A 21,943-nucleotide genomic window follows, 5' to 3' on the forward strand; every position below is an offset into this window, starting at 1 on the left:
GCTGACCTCTCGGGTGTCTTGACCGGAGGCCCCGCCGGAACACCGGCGGGGCCTCTTCGTGTCACCGGCGAGTCACCAACCCCATATACGCCCTCCCGCCCCGTGGCCCAGAACTGGACATACGTGTTCGCATTGGACTGGCTGGACGCCAAAAGACGGTTCTGCCTACCTGTGCCATGTCGTATCGCAGGGGTCGCACCTCAGCGCGACAAACCACGCCCCAAGATCCGGACCAGGTGCGGGCCGACTCAGCCCAGCAGCAGACGATTCCCGCCTTGGCCGCAGGTCAGAGGCGGTGGTGGGCGTGTACCACCAGCAGACGAAGAACCTGCTCGTGTCGTACTCACCGAAGAAGCTCGGCTTCTTCTAGCCGCACGAAAAAAGGCGCCTGACCTGGGCTTTGCCGGTCAGGCGCCTTCCGCTCGGCCCGCTCAGAGCAGGGCCCGGTTTACGGCGCAACTCCCCGTTCCTCCCACCGCTATCCCGCTTCTGACCAGCTCTTCCGGATCAGTCACGGACCGCGCATTCTCTCGCTTACCTGCGCCACATCATCGGTACCGATCGCTCCGGCCCCACCGGCCACACCGATTGGGAAACGGCGCAGACCGCCCTCGCCGGTGACTCCCACCCGCTGGGACGATTGGAACCGAAGGAACCTCCTGCATCCGGACCCGGTTCAACCAGCGGCGGTCACAAGGACATCACCAGGCAGTAGACGACGCCGACGATGACCGGCGACATGTAGATCATGACTGGATGACCTCCTTGCGTTGGGTCGGACCAGGACCGGCAGGGCTGAGCCGCCGCAGTGCGAGCAGCCCGCCCACTCCGGGGAGGGCAGCGAGCGCCCTGGCGGCGGGCGTCGCCTCGTCCAGCCGCCAGGTCGCGATCACGACGAACAGGTAGGCGCAGCCGTGAGTGGGGCCCATCAAGGACGAGATGGGCTTGAGGTGGACAGTGAACAGGTTGGCCAGCATGACGAGCAGCGAGAGCAACTCGGCGTGGGCGGCGACGCGCAGATGGCGCGGAGATCGCGGGTCCATGGTCACACTCCCGTGGTGGAGCCGGGTCGGATGATCATCAGTACGGTGACCGCCGCCCACAGCAGGTTGAAGATGCCGGTGAGCAGGGCGAGGCGCCCCGGTGTCAGGGGAGTTGGCGACGGCGACAGCGGCGGCCCGGCGTAACTCGCCCTCTCGGCCAGGGCGCGGTCCTGAGCGGGCAGGATCAACAGGACCAGGACCGCGGCGGCCGCCGCGGTCAACAGGATCGAGGTGATGAGCCAGGCGTCGCCGAGGACGCCGAGACTGCTGGCTGTGGCGAAGCCGAAGAGAGGGACGGCGATGCCGATGCCCGCGTACACCCGGCAGATGCGGTGCAGTGTCCGCAGGATCGTCAGGGCGTCACCGCCACCGCCATAGTCGCCGTCGCCGCCATCGCCGACGGCGCGCCGGAGCGTCGCGGGGAACATGCTCGCGGCGACGGTGACCGGGCCGACGGCGACTATGGCCGCCAGGACGTGCAGCGACAGAAGAAGCTTGGTCACGCCTGGCGCTCCCGGGCGGACCAACGCTCCGGGGCGGGCCGACGCTCGCCGGTGACCTTCGAGGACGGAAGGCGGCCGGCCTTGGACGTGCCCTGGAGGGTGTCGCCGTCGACCGTCACGTCGAACGCCAGGTTCAACCGCACGGGCTTGGTGATGGCCTGCTTCCAGGTGAGCCGGTCGGCGTCGAGGGTGAGGTCGCTGAGTGGTACTTCCTCGCCGGCTCCGTGTGCGGTGCCGGTCAGGGTGCCGCCCTGCTCACGGAGTTCGACCACGGCCTTGATCTTGCCGATGGGGGTGGAGATGGACACGTTCCAAGTGCCTTCGACCGACATGCTGATGTTTTTCCTGACTGTGCGCTGCGCACAATGCACCTGACTGGGCACTGTGCATGGGATGCGGTGAGCGGCTGACTTGCCGAGCGCCGGGTGTTCAGAGTGCGGCGGGCGTCGGGCCCTGGGCGCGCCAGACGGTGCCGCGCCGCTCGTGGGCGAAGAGGTCCTCGACGGCGTGCGCGACGCGGGGGCCCACCTCGCGTTCCAGCAGGTACAGGGCCAGATCGAGCCCGGAACTGACGGCGGCGCCGGTGATCAGGTCTCCGTCGTCCACGATGCGGGCGCGGACGGCGTGGGCGCCGGTGGCGTCCAGCATGTCGAGGCCCAGGTGGTGGGTGGTGGCGTGCCGCCCTTCGAGCAGGCCCGCCAGGGCGAGTACGAGCGAGCCGCCGCAGACGGTGGCGACGGTGATGTCCGGGTCGTCCATGGCCTGCTTGAGGAGTGCGGGGAGATCGGTGTTCAGCGTGCGGCGCAACAACACGGGAATGAACTCGTCCCGCCTCCATTCTCCGGGGACTCCCTCGTCTTCCGGAACCTCGCCGGGTTCACCTACGCGGCCGGAGGCACCGGGCACCAGAAGCATGTCCGCGCGCTCCAGGTCCAGTGCACCGGTGGCGCGCAGTCTCAGTCCGCCGGTGCCGCTGATCACCTCGCGAGGGCCCTCTGCGGAAACCAGTTCGACGGTCACCGCGCCGTCCGACGCCGAGCCGCCGGCGTACAGCACCTCGTAGGGGGCGATGGCATCGAGCGGGTCGAATCCGTCGAACAGGACAACCTGGATGTGCATGGGTGTTCCTTCGGGGTCGATCTCCAGCGGACACTCCGAAGTCAACCGGCCGTCACCGTGATCGCCAAGTGGCACTAGTGACAGGTTTCAACGGGAAATCGCCACCACCTTCAGGAGGCCTGGGAACTGCCATGGGCGGAGCTGGGCATGTCCCGGGCCGGAGACGTCGCGTTGGCGGGGAGGTATGTTTTCGCCATGCACACCGTCGCCGTTCTCGCCCTGGATCAGGTGATCCCGTTCGACCTGTCCACGCCGATCGAGGTCTTCTCCCGGACCCGCCTGCCCGACGGGCGGGCCGGCTATCAGGTCCGCGTGTGCGCCGAGCGTGACGAGGTCAATGCCGGGGCCTTCGCTCTGCGCGCCCCCTGGGGTCTGGAAGGCCTCCAGGGCGCGGACACGATCATCGTCCCGGGCGTCGCCGATGTCGCTGCCCCACTCCCCGCCACCGTGCGTGACGCGCTGCGGTCCGCCGCTGCCGACGGCACGCGCATCGCCTCCCTTTGCGTTGGCACCTTCCCCCTGGCCGCCACCGGACTCCTCGACGGGCTGCGCGTCACGACCCACTGGCGTGCGGCCGGGCTCCTGGCCGACACCCACCCGGACATCGACGTCGATCCGGACGTCCTCTACGTCGACAACGGCCAGTTCCTCACCTCGGCCGGCGCGGCCGCCGGGCTGGATCTGTGTCTGCACATGGTCCGCCGCGACTACGGCTCGGCCGTCGCCGCTGACGCCGCCCGCCTATCGGTGATGCCCCTCGAACGGGAGGGCGGGCAGGCGCAGTTCATCGTCCACGACCACACCCCCACGCCGCGCGGCTCCGAGCTGGAGGCGCTGCTCGCCTGGCTACGGGAGAACCTGGCCCGCGACCTCACCCTCGCCGACATCGCCGAGCAGGCCGGGACCAGCACCCGGACCCTGATCCGGCGCTTCAGCGACCAGACCGGCGTCACCCCGCTCCAATGGCTCCACCGGGCCCGCATCCGCCAGGCACAGCACCTCCTCGAAACCACGGAGCACTCCGTCGAACGCATCGGCGGTCAGGTCGGCTTCGGCTCACCCACCACCTTCCGCGACCGCTTCAAACGCACCACCGGCGTCAGCCCGCAGACCTACCGACGCACGTTCAGCTGAACCAGTGATCCATCGAACCGGCGCCCCTTGAACCAGTGATTCGCTGGACCAGCGATTCGTTGGACCAGCGATTCGTCTCGCGCAACAGGTCGCTCAGGTTGGGGAGTTGCTCATCCTGGCCCTCCGCAGGTCCTTGAGCGCGCCCTGCTCAGCCGCGCCCGGACCGTCGCCACCCGCCAGAACCCCTGAGCGATGTGCGCCTCGGCAAGGGGCGATGGCGACGCCGTTGGCCCTGGACCTTCAACGTGGGCAGGTGGGCGGGGCGTCGACGACGGGCACGGTCAACGCAGGGAGCGGATGGCCGGATTCGCGACGACCAGACCCGCGCACGAGAGGACGGCACCGCCACAGACCAGGAACAACGTCGTCGTGCCGTACGGGAGCAGGACTCCGGCGAGGACATAGGAGAACGGGTCGAACGCCACTGTGGCCAGAACGACGAGACTGAGCACGCGGCCCAGCAGTTGCTTGGGCACCCTCTCTTGCAGCGTGGCCACGATGACCACCCCGAGGAACGCGGATCCCAAGCCGATGACGGAGAGGACGGCCGTTGCGGCGACGACATGAGTGACGGCGGCGAGTCCGGCCATCCCTGCTCCGATCGCCGCGACCCCGCCGATGACGGTCCAGCCGCGCCGCGCCGGCGGCCGCCACCCGGCCATGAGCGAGCCGATCAGTGAACCTGCACCGAATCCGGACAACACGATGCCCAGTGCCCCCGCGCCACCGAGACGCTGATCGGCCAGCACCGCACCGCCCACGAGCACGGGGCCCACGACCGCGATGTTGATCAGAGCGACAGCCGCCAGCATTCCTCGAACCAGCGGTTCCTGCCAGGCGTACCTCAAGCCCGTGCCCAGGGCACGTGTACTGCTGAGCTGCTCCCCGCCGGGGGTGTCGGGGCCGGTGTAGTCCTTGACGCCTTCGCCCCTTCCTGCTGCTTCGCCCCTTCCTGCTGTTTCGCCCCTTCCTGCTGTTTCGCCCCGCCCTACTGCACGAATAAGGGTGCTGAGGGCGACGGCGGCCAACGCGGCCATCGCCGTGATAACACCGAGCGTCGCCTCGAAGCCGATGACGGCAATGGCTCCGGCGGCCACCGCCGGGCCGATCAGATCGCCCACGGCCTCCGCGCCCTGCACCAGCGCGTTGACCCGGGGGAGTTTTTCTGTCGGTGCGACGGCAGGTATCAACGCCAGAGCCGCCGGGAAGTACGCGGCGTCAGCGGCGCCGAGCAGTCCGGCGAGCAGAGCGACCGTCGTCAACGACGGTGAGGTGAAAATGACCAGAGCACCCAGGGCGAGCAGGACGGCGAGCCGGAGCCAGGAGGCGACCGCCGCGATCCGCGCAGGACCGAGGCGGTCGACCAGAACCCCTGCGGGAAGTAGGAGCACCGCTCGCGGAAGCGCCACGGCCAGGAGAACCAGCCCCGTTGCGATCCCGGGTTCCGCCAGTTCCAGCACGAAGAGCGTGATCCATACGAGGAACAGCGCATCGACCACAGCCGCTATCCCCTGCCCTATGACCAAACGGCGCAGGTGTGGCTCCCTGAGCGGCCCCCGCTCATGGGAACGAGCGGTCGGCTCCGTCGTCATTGATTGCTCCCCGGGCCGACGAAGAGCCGGTTTCGGCCGGTGAGCTCGGCATCCGCGTCGTCACCGCCGAAGTGGTCGCGTCCCGTCACACCGGGACGGAGATCACCGCATCGTTCGCTGATCGACATCGTGAACACATCCGCTCGCGGATTTCGGGAAGTCGAGCTCGGTTTCACGCTGCGTGTCACTATGCGATGTGCGTGCCGCCATCGACCGTGAGCGTGGTGCCGGTGATGTAGGACGCGGCGTCGGAGACGAGGAAGACCAGAGCGGCAGCGAGTTCATCGGGCCGCCCGATGCGGCCCGAGAGCACCCGCGGCATGATCGCGTCGAGGTAGCCCTCGGCGTAGCCGTCGGTCATGGCGGAGGTGAAGAGTCCAGGCGCGAGGGCGTTCACGCGGATGCCCTTCGTGGGTGTCCACTGCTGGGCGAGGTCGCGGGTGAGCCCGAGGAGGCCGGCCTTCGACGCCGAGTAGGCCGCCTGCGGCAGGCCACCCGTGACCAGCGCGAGGATGCTCGACACGTTGACGATGGCACTGCCGGGCAGCATCACCGCGCCCGCGGCCTGGGCCATCCAGTAGGAGCCGTTGAGATTGATGTCGACGACCTCGCAGAACTCCTCCGGCGTCTCCTCCGTCGCGGGTATCTCCCTGCTGACCCCCGCGTTGTTGACGAGGATGTCCACCCGCCCGTACGCGCGCATCGCCGCGTCGATCAACGCGCGGCAGTCCGTCGGCTCGGCAACGTCGGTGGTCACAGCGACGGCCCGGCGGCCGAGCCCTTCGACGGCCTTGCGTGTGGCCTCCAGCCCTTCGGAGCGCCGCGCCCCGAGCACGACGTCGGCGCCGGCCTCTGCCAACGCGGTGGCGAAGGCCACTCCCAGCCCGGCGGACGCACCGGTGACGACGGCGACGCGATCGTCGAGCCGAAAGCGATCGAGGACGCTCATGATCGCCCCGCCTCAGAGGGAACCGATCTGCGCATGGCACATCTCCCGAAGTGAGTTCCGAGTAGGTCGTGAGTTCCGAGTAGGTCGTGAGCTCTGAGTAAGTCGTGAGCTCTGCGTGAGGTCTGTTCGTTCAGGTGAGGTCTGTTCGTTCAGGTGAGGTCTGTTCGGCAGGGGGCGTGGTCCCGTGGCAGCGGTCACCTGTGGTCGCTGATGAAGTGCACCGCGTCCCCGACGGTTCTCCACTCCGCGGTCTCTTCTTCGGGGATCTTCACCTCGAACCTGTCCTCGGCCACCACGGTGATCTCCACCAGCGACAAGGAGTCGATGTTGAGGTCATCCGCGAGGGTCTTATCGGCAGTGATCTCTGCTGGGTCGATACCGGTGACCTCTTCGACGATCTCGGCCAGGGTATGGAGGATTTCGGCGCGGTTCACCACGGGGTCTCCTTGTCGCTCGGTGGGTGTCATCAGAGCCCGAGGCGCTGTCGGTAGGTGGAGAGGGTGCGCAGGAAACCGTCCATTTGCTCCTCGGTGTGGCCGGCGTGTGGAAACAAGCGCAACAGCGCCTGGTTGCGTGCGACGGCCGGGTAGGAGAAGACGGGTACGAGGTAGCCGTCCTCGACGAACCACTCCCGCATCTGGAGGGCGGCCGCATCGTTCCCGATCGGCACCGAGAGCATGTACGACTCGGTCGAGGTCGTCGGGGTGTCAGCCTCGTGGATCTGTCGGCGAAGACGGGCAGCATGGGCCAGGTAGTCGTCGACGATCTTTGGATTCCCGGCGAGGGCGTCGATGGTGTACTTGGCGGCGTGGGCGGTGGGCGGCTGGATGGCGGCGGTGAACATCGAGGTGCCGGAGAGTAGTTCGAAGGCATCGATGGCCGCCGCGGGCCCGGCGATCGCGCCGCCTTCCAGGCCGATGGCTTTCGACAACGAGACCATGACGAAGTCGGCCCGCTCTCGAATCGCGGCGGCCTCTCGGGCGTACGGACGGGTCTCGGGACCGTAGACCATGAAGCCGTTCGCGTCGTCGATCATGCTGATGGCGCCGTGCCGGTCGCACTCGTCGAGGATCTCCACGATCGGTCCCATGGTGCCGTCGGCCGAGTACACGCTCTCGGCGATCACCACGGTCTTGCCGCGGCGGATCCGGCCCAGGACGCGTGCCAGGTCGGAGACGTCGTTGTGGCGGAACGCGTGTACGTTGCGGCCGTAATCGAGGCCCTCGACGCCTTTCCAGATACTCCAGTGGACATCCCGGTCGACGACGAAGACGGTGTCGTGGTTGCGGACCTCGATCCCGGCGTCGAAGTGCGCGGAACTGCTCATGGCGTGGACGAACCCGATGTTGGCCAGGAGCCCCGTGGCGAAGCTGATGGCGCGCTCCTTGCCGGTGTGGCGGGCGATCGTGTCCTCGAGGACTTGGTGGGGGCGGCAGATTCCCTGGGTCATCCTGGACCCGCTGGTCGCCAGGCCGTGGGCGAGCGCTCCCTCGGCGAAGTGCCGTCGTACCGGGACGTGCCGTTCCAGATCGAGAAAGCTGATGCTGGCGAAGTTGACCAGCTCACGGCCGTTGCGGACGATGGTCGGCCCGACGGGGCCGTCGACCACCGGCGGCCGGTACGCCGTCTCATGGGTGTTCGCTTCGACGAAAGCGTCGAAGGCCCACGGGGCCAGTCGGTCCGCGGACGCTGCGGGGGGCTGGGGCGCGATCATGTCGGTGTCTCTCCTCCACGGGGGGCGCGGTGCGGTAAGGGCTCCAGAGCTGCGGCAAGGTGGCCGAGCGAGGCCGCTCCGGCCAGCTCGTCCGACGCGACCCCCGTGAAACCGGCCTGCTGGAGCAGCGCCAGGAGGCGGGGAACGGCGACCAGGGTGACCCCGTGGTCGGCGAGGCAACGGTTCATGTCCACGGCGACAGGAACGTCGGAGGAGTGGATCGGCGTACACCCGAGTCCGACCACGGTCACTGCGGCGGCCAGAGCCCGTTCGGCGTCCGTCGAGGGCGGGCGGAACGGGATGTGCGGGATGGACGTACGGCCGGTGGTGGGGCGGGGCCCGCCGGAGGGGCGGCCTGACGCGGAGCGGTCGGAGGTCAGGACGTAGCGGCCCGGGGCCAGGAGACCGGGTACGTCACCGAGGTGGTCCAGGACGTGGCAGTGCAGGTCGCCGGGGGTGACGTCGGGGGTGGTGCGGGCGTACGCGACGAGATGGGGTTCGTCTCCCTCCTCGCTGGGCGTCACCGTCACGTCGAGTACGCCGGGGTGATCGCGTAACACGTCCTCGGCCCTTGGCACGCTCACCCATCCCTGTGGTGCGCGCCACCAGCCGGCGGCGGCCGGTGTCGGCGCGTGTGCCGGAAGCGGGCACGGGGTGCCCGCGGCGAGCGCGCGCAGGAGTGCGCACAGGCGGACGGGCAACGCCAAGGCCTGCTCGGTGTCGAGCAGATGGTCTCCGACCGTGACGTCGAGGGTGACGACTCCCCCGTCGCGGCTGAAGTCGACATAGAGCGTCTCGCAGGGCTCGTCGGGCGCGCTGCTGATCCAGGTGGCAGCTCCGCCCACCGGCGTGTTCCGCACGGGAACCAGATACTCGCGCGGCCACGCGTAGCAGTTGTACTCGATGGTGGGCACGGCCACCACACCGCGGCGACGGTCCATCCGGGCCTGGGCCGCGACCAGTTCCGGAGGGCACCACTGACCGTGCCGGTAGGCCGTGGCGGACGCGTCGGTGACCGAGGCGACCACCTCGTCGAACCCGGAACCCGGGCGGAGATCGATCTGCACCGGAACCGTCAGGGCCCGCACGCCGATGCTGTGGCGCAGAGCGGCCCGGGCCCGGTTGGAGACCACCACCGAGGCGAGGAACCGGTGCTCGCCGGTGCGGGCCGCGACATCGTGCGCCAGCGCGGCGAGCATGATGGTTTCGGGGCTGACCCGGTGGCGCCGGGCCAGCCGGTCGAGGTCGGTGTGGGCGGGCACCGAGCGATGCTGGAGACGGTGTCGACCATTGCCGTTCTCGGTCCCGCCGAACGGGAACAGGACGCCGGTCGGGTTGCTCGCGAAGCGCGTGAGCCACTCGCGCTCCGCCGCGCGGGCGCGTTCCGGGCGCTGGTCGGCGAGCGTGTCGAGCAGGTGGGTGGTCGCCTCCGTCGCCACGCCGTCGCCGCGCAGTCGCTCGTACAACTGGTTGATCAGCACCGCGAGGCCCCATCCGTCGATCACCATGTGGTGGGCGGCCAGCAGGACAGCACATGGCTTTCCCGCTTCGAGCAGCACCCTGGCGAGCCAGGGTGGACTGCGTACGGGATCGATCGGGACGGCGGCCAGTGACGCTGTGGCGGCCTCAAGGGTGCCGACGTCGACGGTGGGTACGTCCACGCAGTCGACCGGCAACGGGGCCCAGTCCGCGGGGCGGACATGCTGCACCGCGTGGTGCGGGTCGATCGTCGTGCGCAGTGCCTCATGGCGCGCGGTGAGTGCCGCGAGCGCCGCGTGGACGTCGGCGACGGTCGCCGTGGCCGGGACGTGGCAGTGGTCGGCGAGCGGGGTCGGGTTCACCCGCCGTGACGCGGGAATGGTGTGCTCGAACCAGTGCCACTGCTGAACCCAGGTCAGCGGCCCGCTGCGGATGACGGTGGCGGGGCGCGGTGGCGGTTGCGGTTGCGGTTGCGGTTGCGGTTGCGGTTGCGGCGAGTGAGTCATGGCGGGGGCCTCACACCGCTCGGACCACGAGAGCGGCATTGTGACCGCCGAAGCCGAACGAGTTGCTCAGGGCGACCCGCAGTCCCTCGTGGTGCTGTGGCTGGTGCGGCACGAAGTTGATGTCCGGCTCGATCGGCTCGTCGCAGTTGACGGTCGGCGGAACGTCACCCGTGCGCAGGACCTGGATGGAGGCCACCAGCTCGACCGCTCCGGCGGCGCCGATCATGTGCCCGGTCATCGACTTGGTTGAGCTGACCGGGATCCGGGTGACGCGATCACCCAGCACCTTGCGCAGGGCGGCCACTTCGGTGGCATCGTTCAGGACCGTTCCGGTGCCGTGCGCGTTGACGTAGTCCACGTCGGCTCCCGCCAGGCAACCGTCGGACAGCGCCGCCTCGACGGCGAGGCACGCGCCCTGTCCTTCCGGGTGCGGGGCGGTCCAGTGATGAGCGTCGGAACTCGCGCCGTAGCCGACGAGTTCGGCCAGGGCCACCGCCCCTCGTCCGGCGGCCGTCTCCGCGGCCTCCAGCACCACCACGGCGGCCCCCTCACTCATCACGAACCCGTCGCGGTGCGCATCGAACGGACGGCATGCCGTGCTCGGGTCGTCGTTGCGCCGGGACAGTGCGCGGGCGTTGTCGCTGCCCGCGAGGTCAATGGTGGTGACGCAGGCGTCGGCCCCACCGGCGAGAACGATGTCGGCCTCCCCAGACCTGATCATGCGCATGCCCGCACCCACCGCATCGGTGCCGCTGGCGCATGCCGTGCTCTGTGCACGGCTGGGCCCCCGTGTGCCCAGCCGCATGCTGATCTCACCGACAGCGCTGTCCATGGCGGTCGTGACCTGGGTGAACGGGCTGATGGCCCGTGGCCCCTTGTCGCGCAGTATGTTCGCGGCGCGGTAGATCGATCCCACCGGGCCGTAGCCACTGCCAATGATCACGGCGACCCGTGGTGCCAGCCGCTCGTCGACGACGAGCCCGGCATGCTCGCACGCCTCCAGCGCCGCGGCCAGGGCGTACTGCGCGTACGGGTCGGCGCGGCGGCTGACCGGCACGGGCATGTACCGGCCGGGAGTGAAACCACGGACTTGGCCGCCGATCCGGACTCCGAGACCCGTCACGTCCATCGCGGTCACGGTGTCGATGCCGCTGCGCCCGGCCAGCATCGCCGCCCACGTCTCGTCGACGCTATGCCCCAGCGGTGTCACGGCCCCATATCCAGTGACCACCACCCGGCGCCGGGCTCGGTCGCGGCCGGCGCCGGGCTCTCCTGTCCCCGTCACTGGGGGACCACCTCCGCGTCGAGGAGGGAGGGAAGGATGTCGTCGGCGGCGACCGGCACCATGAGCACGGCCGTGCCTCCCTGCGCGCAGAACCCTCGCGCGGCACGGATCTCATCAGTGAGCGTGGCCTTGTCGCGCAGCACCCGGCAGCGGATGTCCGGTCCGTCGACCGCGGGCGGCGGCGTACCTGGGCGGGTGAAGGCGTAGCGCTCGGCGTCGAGGCCGAGACGGGCGCGTTGGGCGTCCAGCCAGCCGTAGCCACCGTTGCACAGCACCACGTACAGCACGCCACCGTGGGACGGAGCCGCGGCGGCGATGTCCGCACGGGCCGCGAGGAACGCCCCGTCCCCGATGAACGCGGTCACCTCATGGCCCGGGGCGGCCCGCTTGACGCCGATGGCTGCGGCCGCTCCGAAGCCCAAGGGGGTCTGCTCCGACGGCACGATGGAGCCTCCACCGGCGTGGAAGGGAAAGCAGTACGACCACATGTCCTGCAGCCCGTTCTCCTGGACCAGCACGCGACGCTCGCCCGCGGTGGCGTCGAGCACGGCGAGCAATTCCGGGATGCGGATCTCCGGCAGCTTCGCCGCGCGGGTCAACTCCGCTTCCACAGCGACGGCCATGGCCCCACGGGCGCTCGCGATCTTGTCGACCCAGGCCTCGGACGCCTTCGTGTCCACGTGCTCAGCTGTGCCGGCCTCCTTCAGCGCGCGCGACCAGCCGAGCACGGCATGCCGGGCGTCTCCGAGCACGCGAGGGCCCGGGAATTCGGCCGACAACCCGCCCGGATCGATGTTCACCTGCACCACAGGGGCTGGGGGCAGCGGCGTTCCGCCCTCCACGACCGTCTCCTCAAGGCGCCCGGCGAGAGACACCACCAGATCGCAGCACGACCACAACTCACGGGCGGGGGCCGAGGCGTAGAGGCCCGCGACACCGCAGAACAGCGAGTGCCGCTCGTCGACGACGCCGCGGCCGGAGGCCGTGGTGAAGAGCGCCGCGCCGAGGTGGTCGGCGAAGCGCTCGACCGCACCGTCACCGTTGCGATGCCGCATTCCGCCGCCGACCAGCACCACCGGACGCCGACTCGCGCGGAGCGCCGCGAATGCCGGGCCCGCTATCAGGGGAACGTACTCAAGGGCCAATGGTTCGGGCGGCGTTGGCAGCGCTCCGGTGACGAGGATCTCCGCCGTGCGGACATCATCGGGCACCTCCAGGTACACCGGCCCGGACGGCGGCCCCAGAGCTCGGGTCAGCGCCGTCACCGTCGCGGGGACGACCCGGTCCGGGTGACCGACCCGGTACGCCCCTCGCACGAGCGGCGTCGTTACGGCGACTTGGTCGAGTTCCTGGAATCCGCCGCTGCCCCGGCGCCGTTCGGGCGCGCCGGCGGCGAGCACGAGGACCGGTGCTCCGGACTCCCGTGCCTCCAGCAGGCCCGTGGCCGCGTGCGTGACAGCCGGTCCCTTGCCCAGGGCGCAGACGGCGAGCCGACCTGATTGCAGCGCGTAACCGGTCGCCATGTACATCGCGTTGCGCTGGTCACGGCAGGGCACGAGGTCCACGCCCGCGGCATCGAGGGCGCGCAGCAACTCGAGGTCGTCGCCCGGAAGTCCGAAGCAGGTGTCCACCCCGTTCGCCACCAGTACGTCGACGATCGCGGACCAAGCGTCGGGGTACCGCTTGTCCACCCGGGTCATTCGCCACGCGCCGCGGCAGGGACCGACATCGGGACGTTCTGGGCCACGGCCTGTGACATGAGCAGTGGTTCGGCGTGCCGCTCGCCACCGTAGGAGATGTAATTCGCCCGCACCCCGAAGCCGCCGAACGGACGGTTGCCGTCCTCAGCCTCGAGCAATGTGTGGTTGACACAGGTCTGGTGGCGCTTGGACAGCACCTTCACCGTCTCCGGGTCCTCTCCGTAGACCATCGCCCCCAAGGCGCGTTCGCTGAAGAACGGGCTCGACAGCCGCTCGCGCAGCCGCCTCGCGCTGGGATAGGACACGACGTTGAACACCGGGGCGAACATCTCGTCCAACGGGAACTTGTCGTCGTAACCCCACAGCAGCACCGTCGGCTCGACCCTGCGGGAGGGCAGATCGATGCGTCCGCCGTGCCGGATGCGGCTCACATGACGCACCAGGTAGTCCGAGCAGTTCACCAGCGCCGAGTCGTAGCAGATCGGGCCGTAGTCGGCAGCAGGGTCGGTGTTCCGGCCGAAACGCAGCGAGGAGAGATGCGCCGACAACAGGTCCACGAACTCCTCGGTCCGGCCCTGCGGAGCAAACACGACGTCGGGCCCGAAGCAGTCCTGTCCGGAATTGTAGAGCCGGAGTCTCACGACGTCCCGTACGGCATGCTTGAGATCGGCGTCGGGCGCAATCACGACCGGGTTGATGCCGCCGCCGAAGAAGAGGAGGAGTTGGTCCTCGGACAGCCCTTCGCGCACAGTCTCGGCATTGGCGAATTTCCCGGTGAAGACGATGACGTCCGCCTCTCGCACGGGCCCCGTCACGAACTTCCGACGACTGAGTCCGGAGAGCTCGATGGGCAGTTCATGGACCGGCGCAAGCAGGGCGTGCAGGCGGCGCATCTGATCCTCGATCTCGGAGGACGGCCGAAAGACGATGCGGTCGGTGTAAAGGGAAGCCACGAGCATGTAGAGCGCGTAGGAGTAGAGCGGAATATTGGATGGCGTGAATATCGCAGCCCGAGGAACACAGCCCGGCTGAGACCGGCGGATCTCATCCTCTGCTCCGTCGAGGGTGGCGAGAAATAATCGGGCCTCCGCGGCTGCCGTGTGGTGGGGCGAGATGTCGGTGAGGATGCGTATCACCGCCTCCTCGTGGTCGGCCACGTACCTGCGCACTGCGCGCAGGGCATCGAGGCGCTCGGCGAACGGGATACGGTAGTCGGTCGCCCCGACGGTCGAGCGGAGCGCGGTTGCGCCGCTCACCGTGCGGGACGACGCGGGCAGCGAGTTCATGGCGATCTTCTCCAGGACGGTACGGTCGGGCTTCCCCCTGCTGGTGAGGGGCAGTGAGGGAAGCACGACGACGTGATCGGGCTGCTCGTAGCCGGCAAGCACAGAGCTCAGCGCCCGCTTCCAGTACGTGGGTTCGTGGGCATCCGGGTCGACGATCACGAACACCAGACGACTGCCCAGACGCTCGTCGGGGACGGCAATGACCTCCGTCTGTGCGCCGACCGACTCGGCCCGCTCGGCGAGGTGGTCCGGGTAGAGCGTGTGGCCGTCTCGGTGCACGGCGTATGTGCGCCCGACCACGAAGACCCGGCCGGTGTCGTCGAGCCGCCCGATGTCCCCCGTGCGGTACACGGGGTCAGAGACCGGGACGGTCTCACCGTCGTCGCTTAGGTGGCCGGTCATCAAGCCTTCACTGCGGACGACGAGTTCGCCGAGCTGACCGTGGGGAAGCGGCGCGCCATGGTCGTCGTGAATCTCGACGGCCACGCCGGGCAGCGGTGTGCCGCACCCGACCGGATCGGTGGGTGGCGCCAGCGCGATGTTCCCCACCTCGGTCGCTCCGTAGCCGTCGAGCAGATGCCGGCCCGTACGGGCATGGAACCGGGCGGCCAGGTTGCGCCCCAACGGCGCGCCGCCCACGCACCAAGCTCGTACCGTCTTCAGCGCGTCCGCGAGCAGAGGCCGGCGGTCCAGGAGATTCAGCAGGCTGTGATAGGTGGACGGAGCCGCGTCCACGATGGAGAGACCGTGCTCCACGCCGACCGCGAGCGCACGGTCCAGGCGCGTGGTCCGCCCGTAGACGATGAGCGTTCCTCCGCCCAGCCACCAGCAGAGGACCAGCGACAGACCGTATTGGTGGGAGTACGGCAGGACGGGCAGGAAGACGTCGTCAGGCCGGTATCCCATGCGTTCCGCGCTGAGCTCGAGGTTGCGCAGAATCGAGCGGCCGGAACGGACAATGCCCTTGGGATCGCCCGTGGTGCCCGACGACCACGAGATCGCGGCGTCCTGACGGCGCGCCCAGGCCTTGAGGTCGGGGGCGGCCGCCATGCCGGTGGGGGGCCGTGGCGCTGCGGCGTCGCCCGTACTTTCGTTGATTTCGAGTACCGCGCGTGCCTGGGCGCGGATGCGCGCTCTCTGTACCGGAGCGGCTCGATGGTCGGCCAGCACCACTGAGGCATCGAGATGAATGAGCGCGAGCAGATCGACGACCCAATGCGCGGAATTGACAGCGCTCACCATCACCCGCGAACCGGGTCCGATGCCGTTGTGTGCCAGATGCTCAGCGACAGCGAATACACGGGCCACGATCTCGCTTGTCTCCCAGACGTGCCCCTCGGGCGAGACCAAACGCCTGACAATGGCCAACTGATGCTCCTCGGGGCTATTCATGGCCTTGCTCGGGCGGGCTCCAGAAGGCTGTGCGATCCGTGGCGCCTAAGAAGAGGGGTGCCGGACAATGCCTCCTGGTATCGGCGGGCACGCTCGGCTCCCCGGTCGAACAAGTCAACTGAATGGCGCCTGTTTTGCTCGCGTAGATTCGTCGAATACGAATATGACACGCCCGCCCCGCCTCCGGCGAGATCGATCTCGCCAAATGACTTGGAGGCCAGAGAAAATGGTGGTGCGGAAGTTGACTTGTGGGAGGCGCGGGCTCGGCCTCCGGTCGCCCGGGGGGCTGTGCAGTTGCCAGCAGGGTCGGCGCTGGCAGGGGGCCCGGGCCGACCGGAGACCATGGCCCCGGGCAGGGTGCCGATCGTTGCTGCGGAACGCCAGTGGGCAAGGTGGCGACAGGTGGCCAAATACCATGACGCACTTGCCGCGAAACCGAAGCGGATGCGCATGAGAGAGCGTTCTCACACACTATTTTGCCCCACAATGCCGCTTTGACGAAGCGGTAGGCCGTTTCTTACGGATCTTGGTTCTGTCTGCGCTGTACCGCTGGTGGTACTGCTGTTGCTCGCATCGCGGTTGGCATGCTGTCGCTGACCGACACAGTGGGCCAGGAGGCAGACGCCGGCCCGGGACAGCGGCTGTGGGCGACGCTGACGCTGTGGAATCCCCGGTTCCTGGGCGGCGGTCTCGACTACGGCCTGTCCGCCTGGGCGTTCGGAAGAGCCAGTGCCTCGGGGCGCGACGTCGGCCCAGTGCCGACGTCCGGGAGTCGGCCGTCCCTGATCTGGCTCGATCGGTGATCGACAAGACGTCCGCCGAGACGACCGGATACATTGCGCGCGCCGACAGTTCGGCCGCTCAAGGAGGGAAAGCGTGACCGACACCAGCGAGACTGGCTCCGCCGAGGAACCGGCGCACGCGAACCGGCAGAGCCGGCTGCGCCGCCTCATGCGCTACCTCCCGCTCGTCGCCCCCGTGCTGCTCTGGGCCGTCCCCTGCTGGTCGCTGCTGTACGCAGGCCAGCACTGGCCGCTGCCCGTCACTCTCCTCGGCACCGTGCTCTTCGTCCTCGGTCTGATCGGAATGCCGCTGGCGATGACGCGCGGCCACGGCCGTCGGCAACAGGACCGGGCGGCGATCCTCGGGAGCACTCTTCTCGGGGGCAGCTGGGTGCTGTTCACCTGGTCCGTCCTGCTCGGCGTCCTGCTGCGCCTCGCCCTGGTCGTGGCCGGCGCGGGTGGCGGGCAGAGTCGGGCACGGATCGTCGCCTGCGCGACCCTCGGCGTCACCGCCGTGCTTCTCGCCTGGGGGTACGTCGAGGCCCGCAGGGTGCCACGGGTGCGGCGTCTCGACGTGGAACTCCCGCGCCTGGGAGCCGGGTTGGACGGCACCCGTGTCGTCCTCATCACCGACACCCACTACGGTCCGCTCGACCGCGCCCGCTGGTCGGCAAGGGTCTGCGAGCGGGTCAACACCCTGGAGGCGGATCTCGTCTGCCACACCGGCGACATCGCCGACGGCACGGCCGAACGCCGCCGCGCACAGGCCGAACCGCTCGGCACCGTACGAGCCACCGGAGCCCGGGTCTACGTCACCGGAAACCACGAGTACTACAGCCAGGCCCAGGGCTGGGTCGACCTGATGGGCGAGCTGGGCTGGGAGCCGCTGCGCAACCGTCATCTGCTGCTCGCACGCGGCGGCGACACCCTCGTGGTCGCCGGCGTGGACGACGTCACCGCCGAGTCCTCCGGCCTGGCCGGCCACCGCGCCCACCTCGCCGGAGCCCTGGACGGCGCCGACCCCGACCTGCCGGTTCTGCTCCTGGCCCACCAGCCCAAGTTCATCGACCGGGCAGCGGCAGGCGGCGTCGACCTCCAGCTCTCCGGCCACACCCATGGCGGCCAGATCTGGCCCTTCCACCACCTCGTCCGTATCGACCAGCCCGCTCTCGCCGGTCTCAGCCGGCACGGCGCCCGCACCCTCCTCTACACCAGCCGCGGAACCGGCTTCTGGGGCCCGCCGTTCCGCGTCTTCGCCCCCAGCGAGATCACCCTGCTCGTGCTCCGCTCCCCGCAGGGGCCCCTCGCCCCTTAGCCGCCCGGAGCGCCCCGGAGCAGCGCAAGGTCAACAGCTCCGCGCTGCGGCGATACCCACGGGGTATCAGCGCCGCGGAAAGGGTCTTGGACACCGGCAGGACCCCGGCGGTGCACTGGTGCGCATGACGGAAACCGCACTGATCAGCGGGGCGCCCGCGACACCCCGCAATGAGTACTGGATCGTCGCCGGTCTGCTCGCCGCCTTCTCCGTCTGGGCCGGCACACTGAAGGTCATCCGCACGCCCGATCAACTCAGACCGATGATGGCCTGGGTCGACCGCATACCCTTGCCCGCGCTCAGGGCGCTGGGCACGGTCGAACTGCTCGGCGCGATCGGCCTCATCCTGCCGCCGGCCACAGACATCGCTCCCTCACTGGCGCCGGCCGCGGCCATCGGATTCGTCCTTCTGCAGGCCGGTGCGATCGCGGTCCACCTCACCGGCGAAGACCGCAGGATCGCACTCAACGTCGGGCTCATCGCCACCGCGGCCCTGACCGTCTGGCTGGCCACCGGACTGTGAGCGAGCACAGCCCTTGGTGACGTGCCCTTGCCCGTAAGGGCAGCGGAGAGGCCGCGAGGGCACCGCCTGTGACAGAACGAAGACGGCGCGGAGGAGCCCCTGTAACTCGGTGCGGGCTACAAATAGTTACGACCACACGCACCACACCGCACCCGACACCGCACACGCCGGTTTCCTTCTGGGGGAAGACATGAAGAACACGCGCATCACCGCTCTCGCCGCCGTCAGCCTCGCCGCAGCCCTCTCGCTCACCGCTTGTGGCGGTGACGACTCCGGCACGGACACGTCGTCCCAGGGCTCCTCCGCCTCGGACTCCTCCGGCAGCTCCAAGGCGGGCGACAAGCAGGCGGGATCCGGTGAGGAACTCACCACCGAGGCGGCCGCGGGCGGCACGAAGAAGGGCGGCGGCAAGGTCACGTTCTGCACGACGCAGGATCTCGCCATCGACGCCCAGGACGCCGCCCCCGACGAGAACACCGGCCGCATCGACATCACCATGATCAACCGGGGTTCGACCACCTGCTCGGCGACGGGCTTCGCGGGCGTCGACATCAAGGACGCCGACCACACCAGCAGCCCGATCGAGCGCGGCCGGGCCCAGCCCCGGGTCACCACCCTCAAGCCCGGCGCCGCCGCCGTCTTCAACCTCGCCTACGACATCGACACCAGCGGCGAGAGCCTCGCGTCGCCGACCCACATCCTGGTGACGCCCCCGAACGAGACCCACACCGTGACCCTGAAGTGGCCCGCGGGCGCCGGAGACATCAAGGGCGCCTACACCGACGTGCAGGTCTACCCCACGCACACGACCAACTAGTCCGTGTCCTCGGCGTCATGACCTCCCTGACGGTGAGCGGGGTGCCGGGTCGGACGCCGTCGGGTCCGGGCAGGGCGACTCCTCTCCCGGTGGCGGCTGGTGGGACGCTTCGGTGCCCGGTGAGGGGCTCGGCGACTCGGGCGGGCAGTCCTGCGGCGTGGACGGGCTCGGCGTCGGTGTCGGCGAGGGAGTCGGTGTCGCGGAGTCGGACGGGGAAGGCTGCGGCGGACGGGTGGGGTCCGGGTCCGGCGTGGACGGTGTCGGCCTCGGTGACGGTGCCGAGTGCGACGGAGACGGGGACGGGGTGGGCTTGCCGGGGTCGGGGCCGATGATGATGCCGCCGTCGCCCTCGCCATCCTTGTCGCCCTTGCCGCCGCTTCCCCTATGAGCGCCCTTGTCGGCCGGCTCGGTGGCCGGGGTGTCGCCGCCGGCTCCGGGAGACTTCGGGATGACGCCCTTGCCGTCGGGCACGGTGTGCACGCCCCTGCGGTAGAAGTCCAGCCAGGAGCGGACCAGTTCCAGGTAGGAACGCGAGTTGTTGTAGCTGAGGACCGCTCGGTCGAGGTCGGCCGCCCGGCTCAGGTCGCGCTCCCCGGCGCACAGATAGTGGCCGGCCGCCAGCGCCGCGTCATAGATGTTGTTGGGGTCCTCGCGGCCGTCCCCGTTGCCGTCGGCGCCCCAACGTGCCCAGGTCGACGGCAGGAACTGCATCGGCCCCACCGCCCTGTCGTACACCGTGTCGCCGTCGTGGACGCCGCCGTCGCTGTCCAGGATCAGGGCGAAGTTCCGGCCGTCGAGTGCCGGTCCGGTGATCCGGCCCAGTGTGGTGCCGTGCCGGTCGACCGCGCCGCCGCGCGCCTGCCCGGACTCCACCTTGCCGATGGCGGCGAGCAGTTCCCAGGGCAGGGCACAGCCGGGGTCCGTCCGGCCGACCGACCGTTGGGCCGCTCGGTAGGCGCGCAGCACGGTCCCCGGAATTCCGGCGGCGGCTCGCGCCTGGGTGACCCTTTCGCGGTGCGCCGGGGCGTCCGGAGCGACCAGAGGCGGCAGCTCGGTGTGGTACGAACCGTCGTCGGGTGGGGCGAGTTCGGAGTACGGGAGGTCCGCGGCCGGGGCGGTGGCCCCGTCATCGGCCGCCGCGCGGGCGCTCTCCTTGTGCGGGAATCCGGGGGCCTGGGAGGCGGTGAGCGCCGCCACCGCGGTCACGGCGATGGCGGTGGCGCGCAGCCCCCGCCGGGTCCGGACGGGCAGGCGTCGGGCGCGGTGTTCGGGCATGAGCTGTCACTCCCTGGTGGTGACGCAGGCAGGGCGTACTCGGGGGGCTGGACGTTCAGCGGCTGAAGGTGTCGATGGCCGAGACGAGCCAACGGCCGTCGTGCCGCTCGACGTCGAGGGCGAACATCGCTCCGGCGTACGTGCCGTCGTCTGCTGCCTTCTTGTCTCCGGCCGTGCTGACGCTGCTCTGGTCGGCGTAGACGAGGACCCGGGCCCGGTCGCCGTCGATGCGCTCGACCGCGCTGTCGGTGACCGTGGTGGTGATCACCACCTTCTGCTTGCCGGCCCGCTGACGGAGGTCACCGAGCAGGTTCCGGTGCTGGGCGACGGCACGCCCCGTCAGCCATTCCTTCGCGGCCGCGTCGAGCGCACGGGGTTCGGCGTGGTCGTACGAGAAGAGCGCGCCGACGGCCTTGGACGACTGGCCCTTGATCTCGCTGGTCCGCGCGGTGTCGGAGAGGGCGGTGTTGCGTGCGGCCGGGGCATCGCGGAGGGCCTCCGCACGGGCGTGTGCCCAGCCCGCGAAGCCCCCGAGGACAAGGATCACGAGGCAGAGGGCCACGAGTGTGCGGCGGGGCGCGGGCCGGCGCGGGGGTGTCTCGTGTGACGGGTCCGCGGCCTCGGTTCCCCCCAGCGGTGAGGCCCTGCGCGAACTCGGCGTCGCGTCGGCGTCGACCGGGGCACGCAGGCCTTTGCGGGATTCAGCCGCGGGGGCTGCGTCGGTCGCGTTGGTCGCGTTGGTCGCGTCGGTCGCGTCGGTCGCGTCGGTCGCGGGTGGCGTACGCAGGGCTTCGCGGGACCGGGTCCCGTCAGCGGTAACCGGGCGCACGGCCTCCCCGGGCCTCGTTGCCCCGTACGTGACCGACGGGCGCAAAGCCTCGCGGGCCTCACGAGCCTGGCGGCGGCGGAGGTTGTTCAGGTGGTGGCGGGTCGTCGGCATCGTGTGTCGTCCTCTCCTGCGGCCGGTCAGCCGGCCGACGTGCCGCCGACCGGAGCCTGGCCCAGCGCGCTGAGCTTCCAGTCGCCGTGGGTGCGGGTCAGTTCGCCGAGCATGCGGGTGTCCTTGTCGGTGCTCGCGTCGCCGGGCGCCTTCACCGTCACCCGCAGGGCGACCAGGACGCGGGCCCGGCCGGCCCGGGTGTCGAGTTCGGTGAGCGCGCCGGACAGCACTTTGGCCTTGGTCACGGTCTTGGCGGTCTTCACCTGGGTGGCGAACTTGTCGCGCCCCGACACCAGTTGTTCGTGCAGCTCACCGGTGGTGGAGGACTCCCAGAGATCCAGGCCTCGGCCGACGCCGCGGTGGTCGAGGGTGTTGAGGTTCTGGACAGACTGTTCCCCGGCGGCGAGTGCCGCGTCGCGCTGCTCCGCGTAGCCCGCGGTGTCGTCGTGCGCCGCGTGGTACCAGCCCCAACCCGCCCACGCGGCGAAGCCCCCCGCGATCAGGGCGAGTGCGAGGGCCAGGGCCGTGACCGGCGCCGCCCCGAGCCAGGCCGTTCCCCTGGTCCCACGTCTCATCTGCGTTCCCCTTC

At 69.8% G+C, this 21,943-nt stretch carries 19 protein-coding genes; 4 read left to right on the top strand and 15 right to left on the bottom strand.

The features are described 5' to 3' along the window. Positions 1-746 precede the first annotated feature (746 nt). From ACZ6B8_RS18335 to ACZ6B8_RS18350, 4 genes are all read right to left on the bottom strand, one after another. A complete protein-coding gene (locus ACZ6B8_RS18335) occupies positions 747-1,043 on the bottom strand; it encodes a DUF3817 domain-containing protein (RefSeq protein WP_471607840.1) in 297 nt (98 codons plus the stop codon). A 2-nt stretch (positions 1,044-1,045) separates the two neighbouring features. Continuing rightward, positions 1,046-1,546 carry a hypothetical protein gene (locus ACZ6B8_RS18340; protein WP_471607841.1) on the bottom strand — a complete coding sequence of 167 codons (501 nt, stop codon included), beginning with the start codon at positions 1,544-1,546 and terminating at the stop codon, positions 1,046-1,048. After that, the gene (locus ACZ6B8_RS18345) at positions 1,543-1,878 is read right to left on the bottom strand and encodes a hypothetical protein (protein WP_471607842.1); all 336 of its coding nucleotides are present in this window, start codon (positions 1,876-1,878) and stop codon (positions 1,543-1,545) included. Before ACZ6B8_RS18345 ends, ACZ6B8_RS18340 begins: the two co-directional genes overlap by 4 nt. Positions 1,879-1,975: 97 nt before the next feature. Beyond that, positions 1,976-2,665: a DJ-1/PfpI family protein gene (locus tag ACZ6B8_RS18350; RefSeq protein WP_471607843.1), complete on the bottom strand. Its 690-nt coding sequence runs from the start codon at positions 2,663-2,665 to the stop codon at positions 1,976-1,978. 195 nt (positions 2,666-2,860) lie between these two features. On the opposite strand from ACZ6B8_RS18350, the gene ACZ6B8_RS18355 reads away from it, so the two are divergent. Next, on the top strand, positions 2,861-3,799 hold the full coding sequence (locus ACZ6B8_RS18355) for a GlxA family transcriptional regulator (protein ID WP_471082892.1): 939 nt from the start codon (positions 2,861-2,863) through the stop codon (positions 3,797-3,799). A gap of 281 nt (positions 3,800-4,080) precedes the next feature. Here the strand turns inward: ACZ6B8_RS18355 and ACZ6B8_RS18360 are convergent, their stop codons facing one another. From ACZ6B8_RS18360 to ACZ6B8_RS18395, 8 genes are all read right to left on the bottom strand, one after another. Beyond that, positions 4,081-5,391, bottom strand: coding sequence for an MFS transporter (locus ACZ6B8_RS18360; protein ID WP_471607844.1), 1,311 nt, complete (start codon positions 5,389-5,391; stop codon positions 4,081-4,083). Between the two features lie 187 nt (positions 5,392-5,578). After that, on the bottom strand, positions 5,579-6,340 hold the full coding sequence (locus ACZ6B8_RS18365; protein WP_471082886.1) for an SDR family NAD(P)-dependent oxidoreductase: 762 nt from the start codon (positions 6,338-6,340) through the stop codon (positions 5,579-5,581). Between the two features lie 194 nt (positions 6,341-6,534). Continuing rightward, entirely contained in the window at positions 6,535-6,807 is a 273-nt protein-coding gene (locus ACZ6B8_RS18370; RefSeq protein WP_471082883.1) for an acyl carrier protein, read from the bottom strand. Continuing rightward, on the bottom strand, positions 6,807-8,054 hold the full coding sequence (locus ACZ6B8_RS18375) for an aminotransferase class I/II-fold pyridoxal phosphate-dependent enzyme (protein WP_471082880.1): 1,248 nt from the start codon (positions 8,052-8,054) through the stop codon (positions 6,807-6,809). The genes ACZ6B8_RS18370 and ACZ6B8_RS18375 overlap by 1 nt, the downstream gene beginning before the upstream one ends. Then, entirely contained in the window at positions 8,051-9,895 is a 1,845-nt protein-coding gene (locus ACZ6B8_RS18380; RefSeq protein ID WP_471607845.1) for a condensation domain-containing protein, read from the bottom strand. The genes ACZ6B8_RS18375 and ACZ6B8_RS18380 overlap by 4 nt, the downstream gene beginning before the upstream one ends. Before the next feature lie 154 nt (positions 9,896-10,049). After that, entirely contained in the window at positions 10,050-11,324 is a 1,275-nt protein-coding gene (fabF, locus tag ACZ6B8_RS18385) for a beta-ketoacyl-ACP synthase II (protein ID WP_471607846.1), read from the bottom strand. Further along, positions 11,321-13,024, bottom strand: a complete 1,704-nt coding sequence (locus ACZ6B8_RS18390; protein ID WP_471607847.1) for a thiamine pyrophosphate-binding protein — start codon at positions 13,022-13,024, stop codon at positions 11,321-11,323. The genes fabF and ACZ6B8_RS18390 overlap by 4 nt, the downstream gene beginning before the upstream one ends. Next, positions 13,021-15,678: an aldehyde dehydrogenase family protein gene (locus tag ACZ6B8_RS18395; protein WP_471607848.1), complete on the bottom strand. Its 2,658-nt coding sequence runs from the start codon at positions 15,676-15,678 to the stop codon at positions 13,021-13,023. The genes ACZ6B8_RS18390 and ACZ6B8_RS18395 overlap by 4 nt, the downstream gene beginning before the upstream one ends. 900 nt (positions 15,679-16,578) lie before the next feature. Here ACZ6B8_RS18395 and ACZ6B8_RS18400 point away from each other — a divergent pair. From ACZ6B8_RS18400 to ACZ6B8_RS18410, 3 genes are all read left to right on the top strand, one after another. Further along, positions 16,579-17,799 carry a metallophosphoesterase gene (locus ACZ6B8_RS18400; protein ID WP_471607849.1) on the top strand — a complete coding sequence of 407 codons (1,221 nt, stop codon included), beginning with the start codon at positions 16,579-16,581 and terminating at the stop codon, positions 17,797-17,799. A gap of 124 nt (positions 17,800-17,923) precedes the next feature. Continuing rightward, the gene (locus ACZ6B8_RS18405) at positions 17,924-18,322 is read left to right on the top strand and encodes a DoxX family protein (protein WP_471607850.1); all 399 of its coding nucleotides are present in this window, start codon (positions 17,924-17,926) and stop codon (positions 18,320-18,322) included. Between the two features lie 190 nt (positions 18,323-18,512). Then, complete coding sequence (locus ACZ6B8_RS18410) at positions 18,513-19,139, top strand: DUF4232 domain-containing protein (protein ID WP_471607851.1); 627 nt, start codon at positions 18,513-18,515, stop codon at positions 19,137-19,139. 15 nt (positions 19,140-19,154) lie between these two features. Here ACZ6B8_RS18410 and ACZ6B8_RS18415 read toward each other — a convergent pair whose 3' ends face one another. The 3 genes from ACZ6B8_RS18415 to ACZ6B8_RS18425 are packed head-to-tail and all read right to left on the bottom strand — an operon-like array spanning position 19,155 to position 21,929. Beyond that, a complete protein-coding gene (locus tag ACZ6B8_RS18415; RefSeq protein ID WP_471082855.1) occupies positions 19,155-20,414 on the bottom strand; it encodes a lytic transglycosylase domain-containing protein in 1,260 nt (419 codons plus the stop codon). A 55-nt stretch (positions 20,415-20,469) separates the two neighbouring features. Next, positions 20,470-21,354 (bottom strand): hypothetical protein, encoded by an 885-nt coding sequence (locus tag ACZ6B8_RS18420; protein WP_471607852.1) that lies wholly within the window; start codon positions 21,352-21,354, stop codon positions 20,470-20,472. A gap of 26 nt (positions 21,355-21,380) precedes the next feature. After that, positions 21,381-21,929, bottom strand: a complete 549-nt coding sequence (locus ACZ6B8_RS18425; protein ID WP_471082849.1) for a hypothetical protein — start codon at positions 21,927-21,929, stop codon at positions 21,381-21,383. Positions 21,930-21,943: the final 14 nt, after the last annotated feature.

This window comes from Streptomyces sp. NPDC041122, assembly GCF_055592445.1.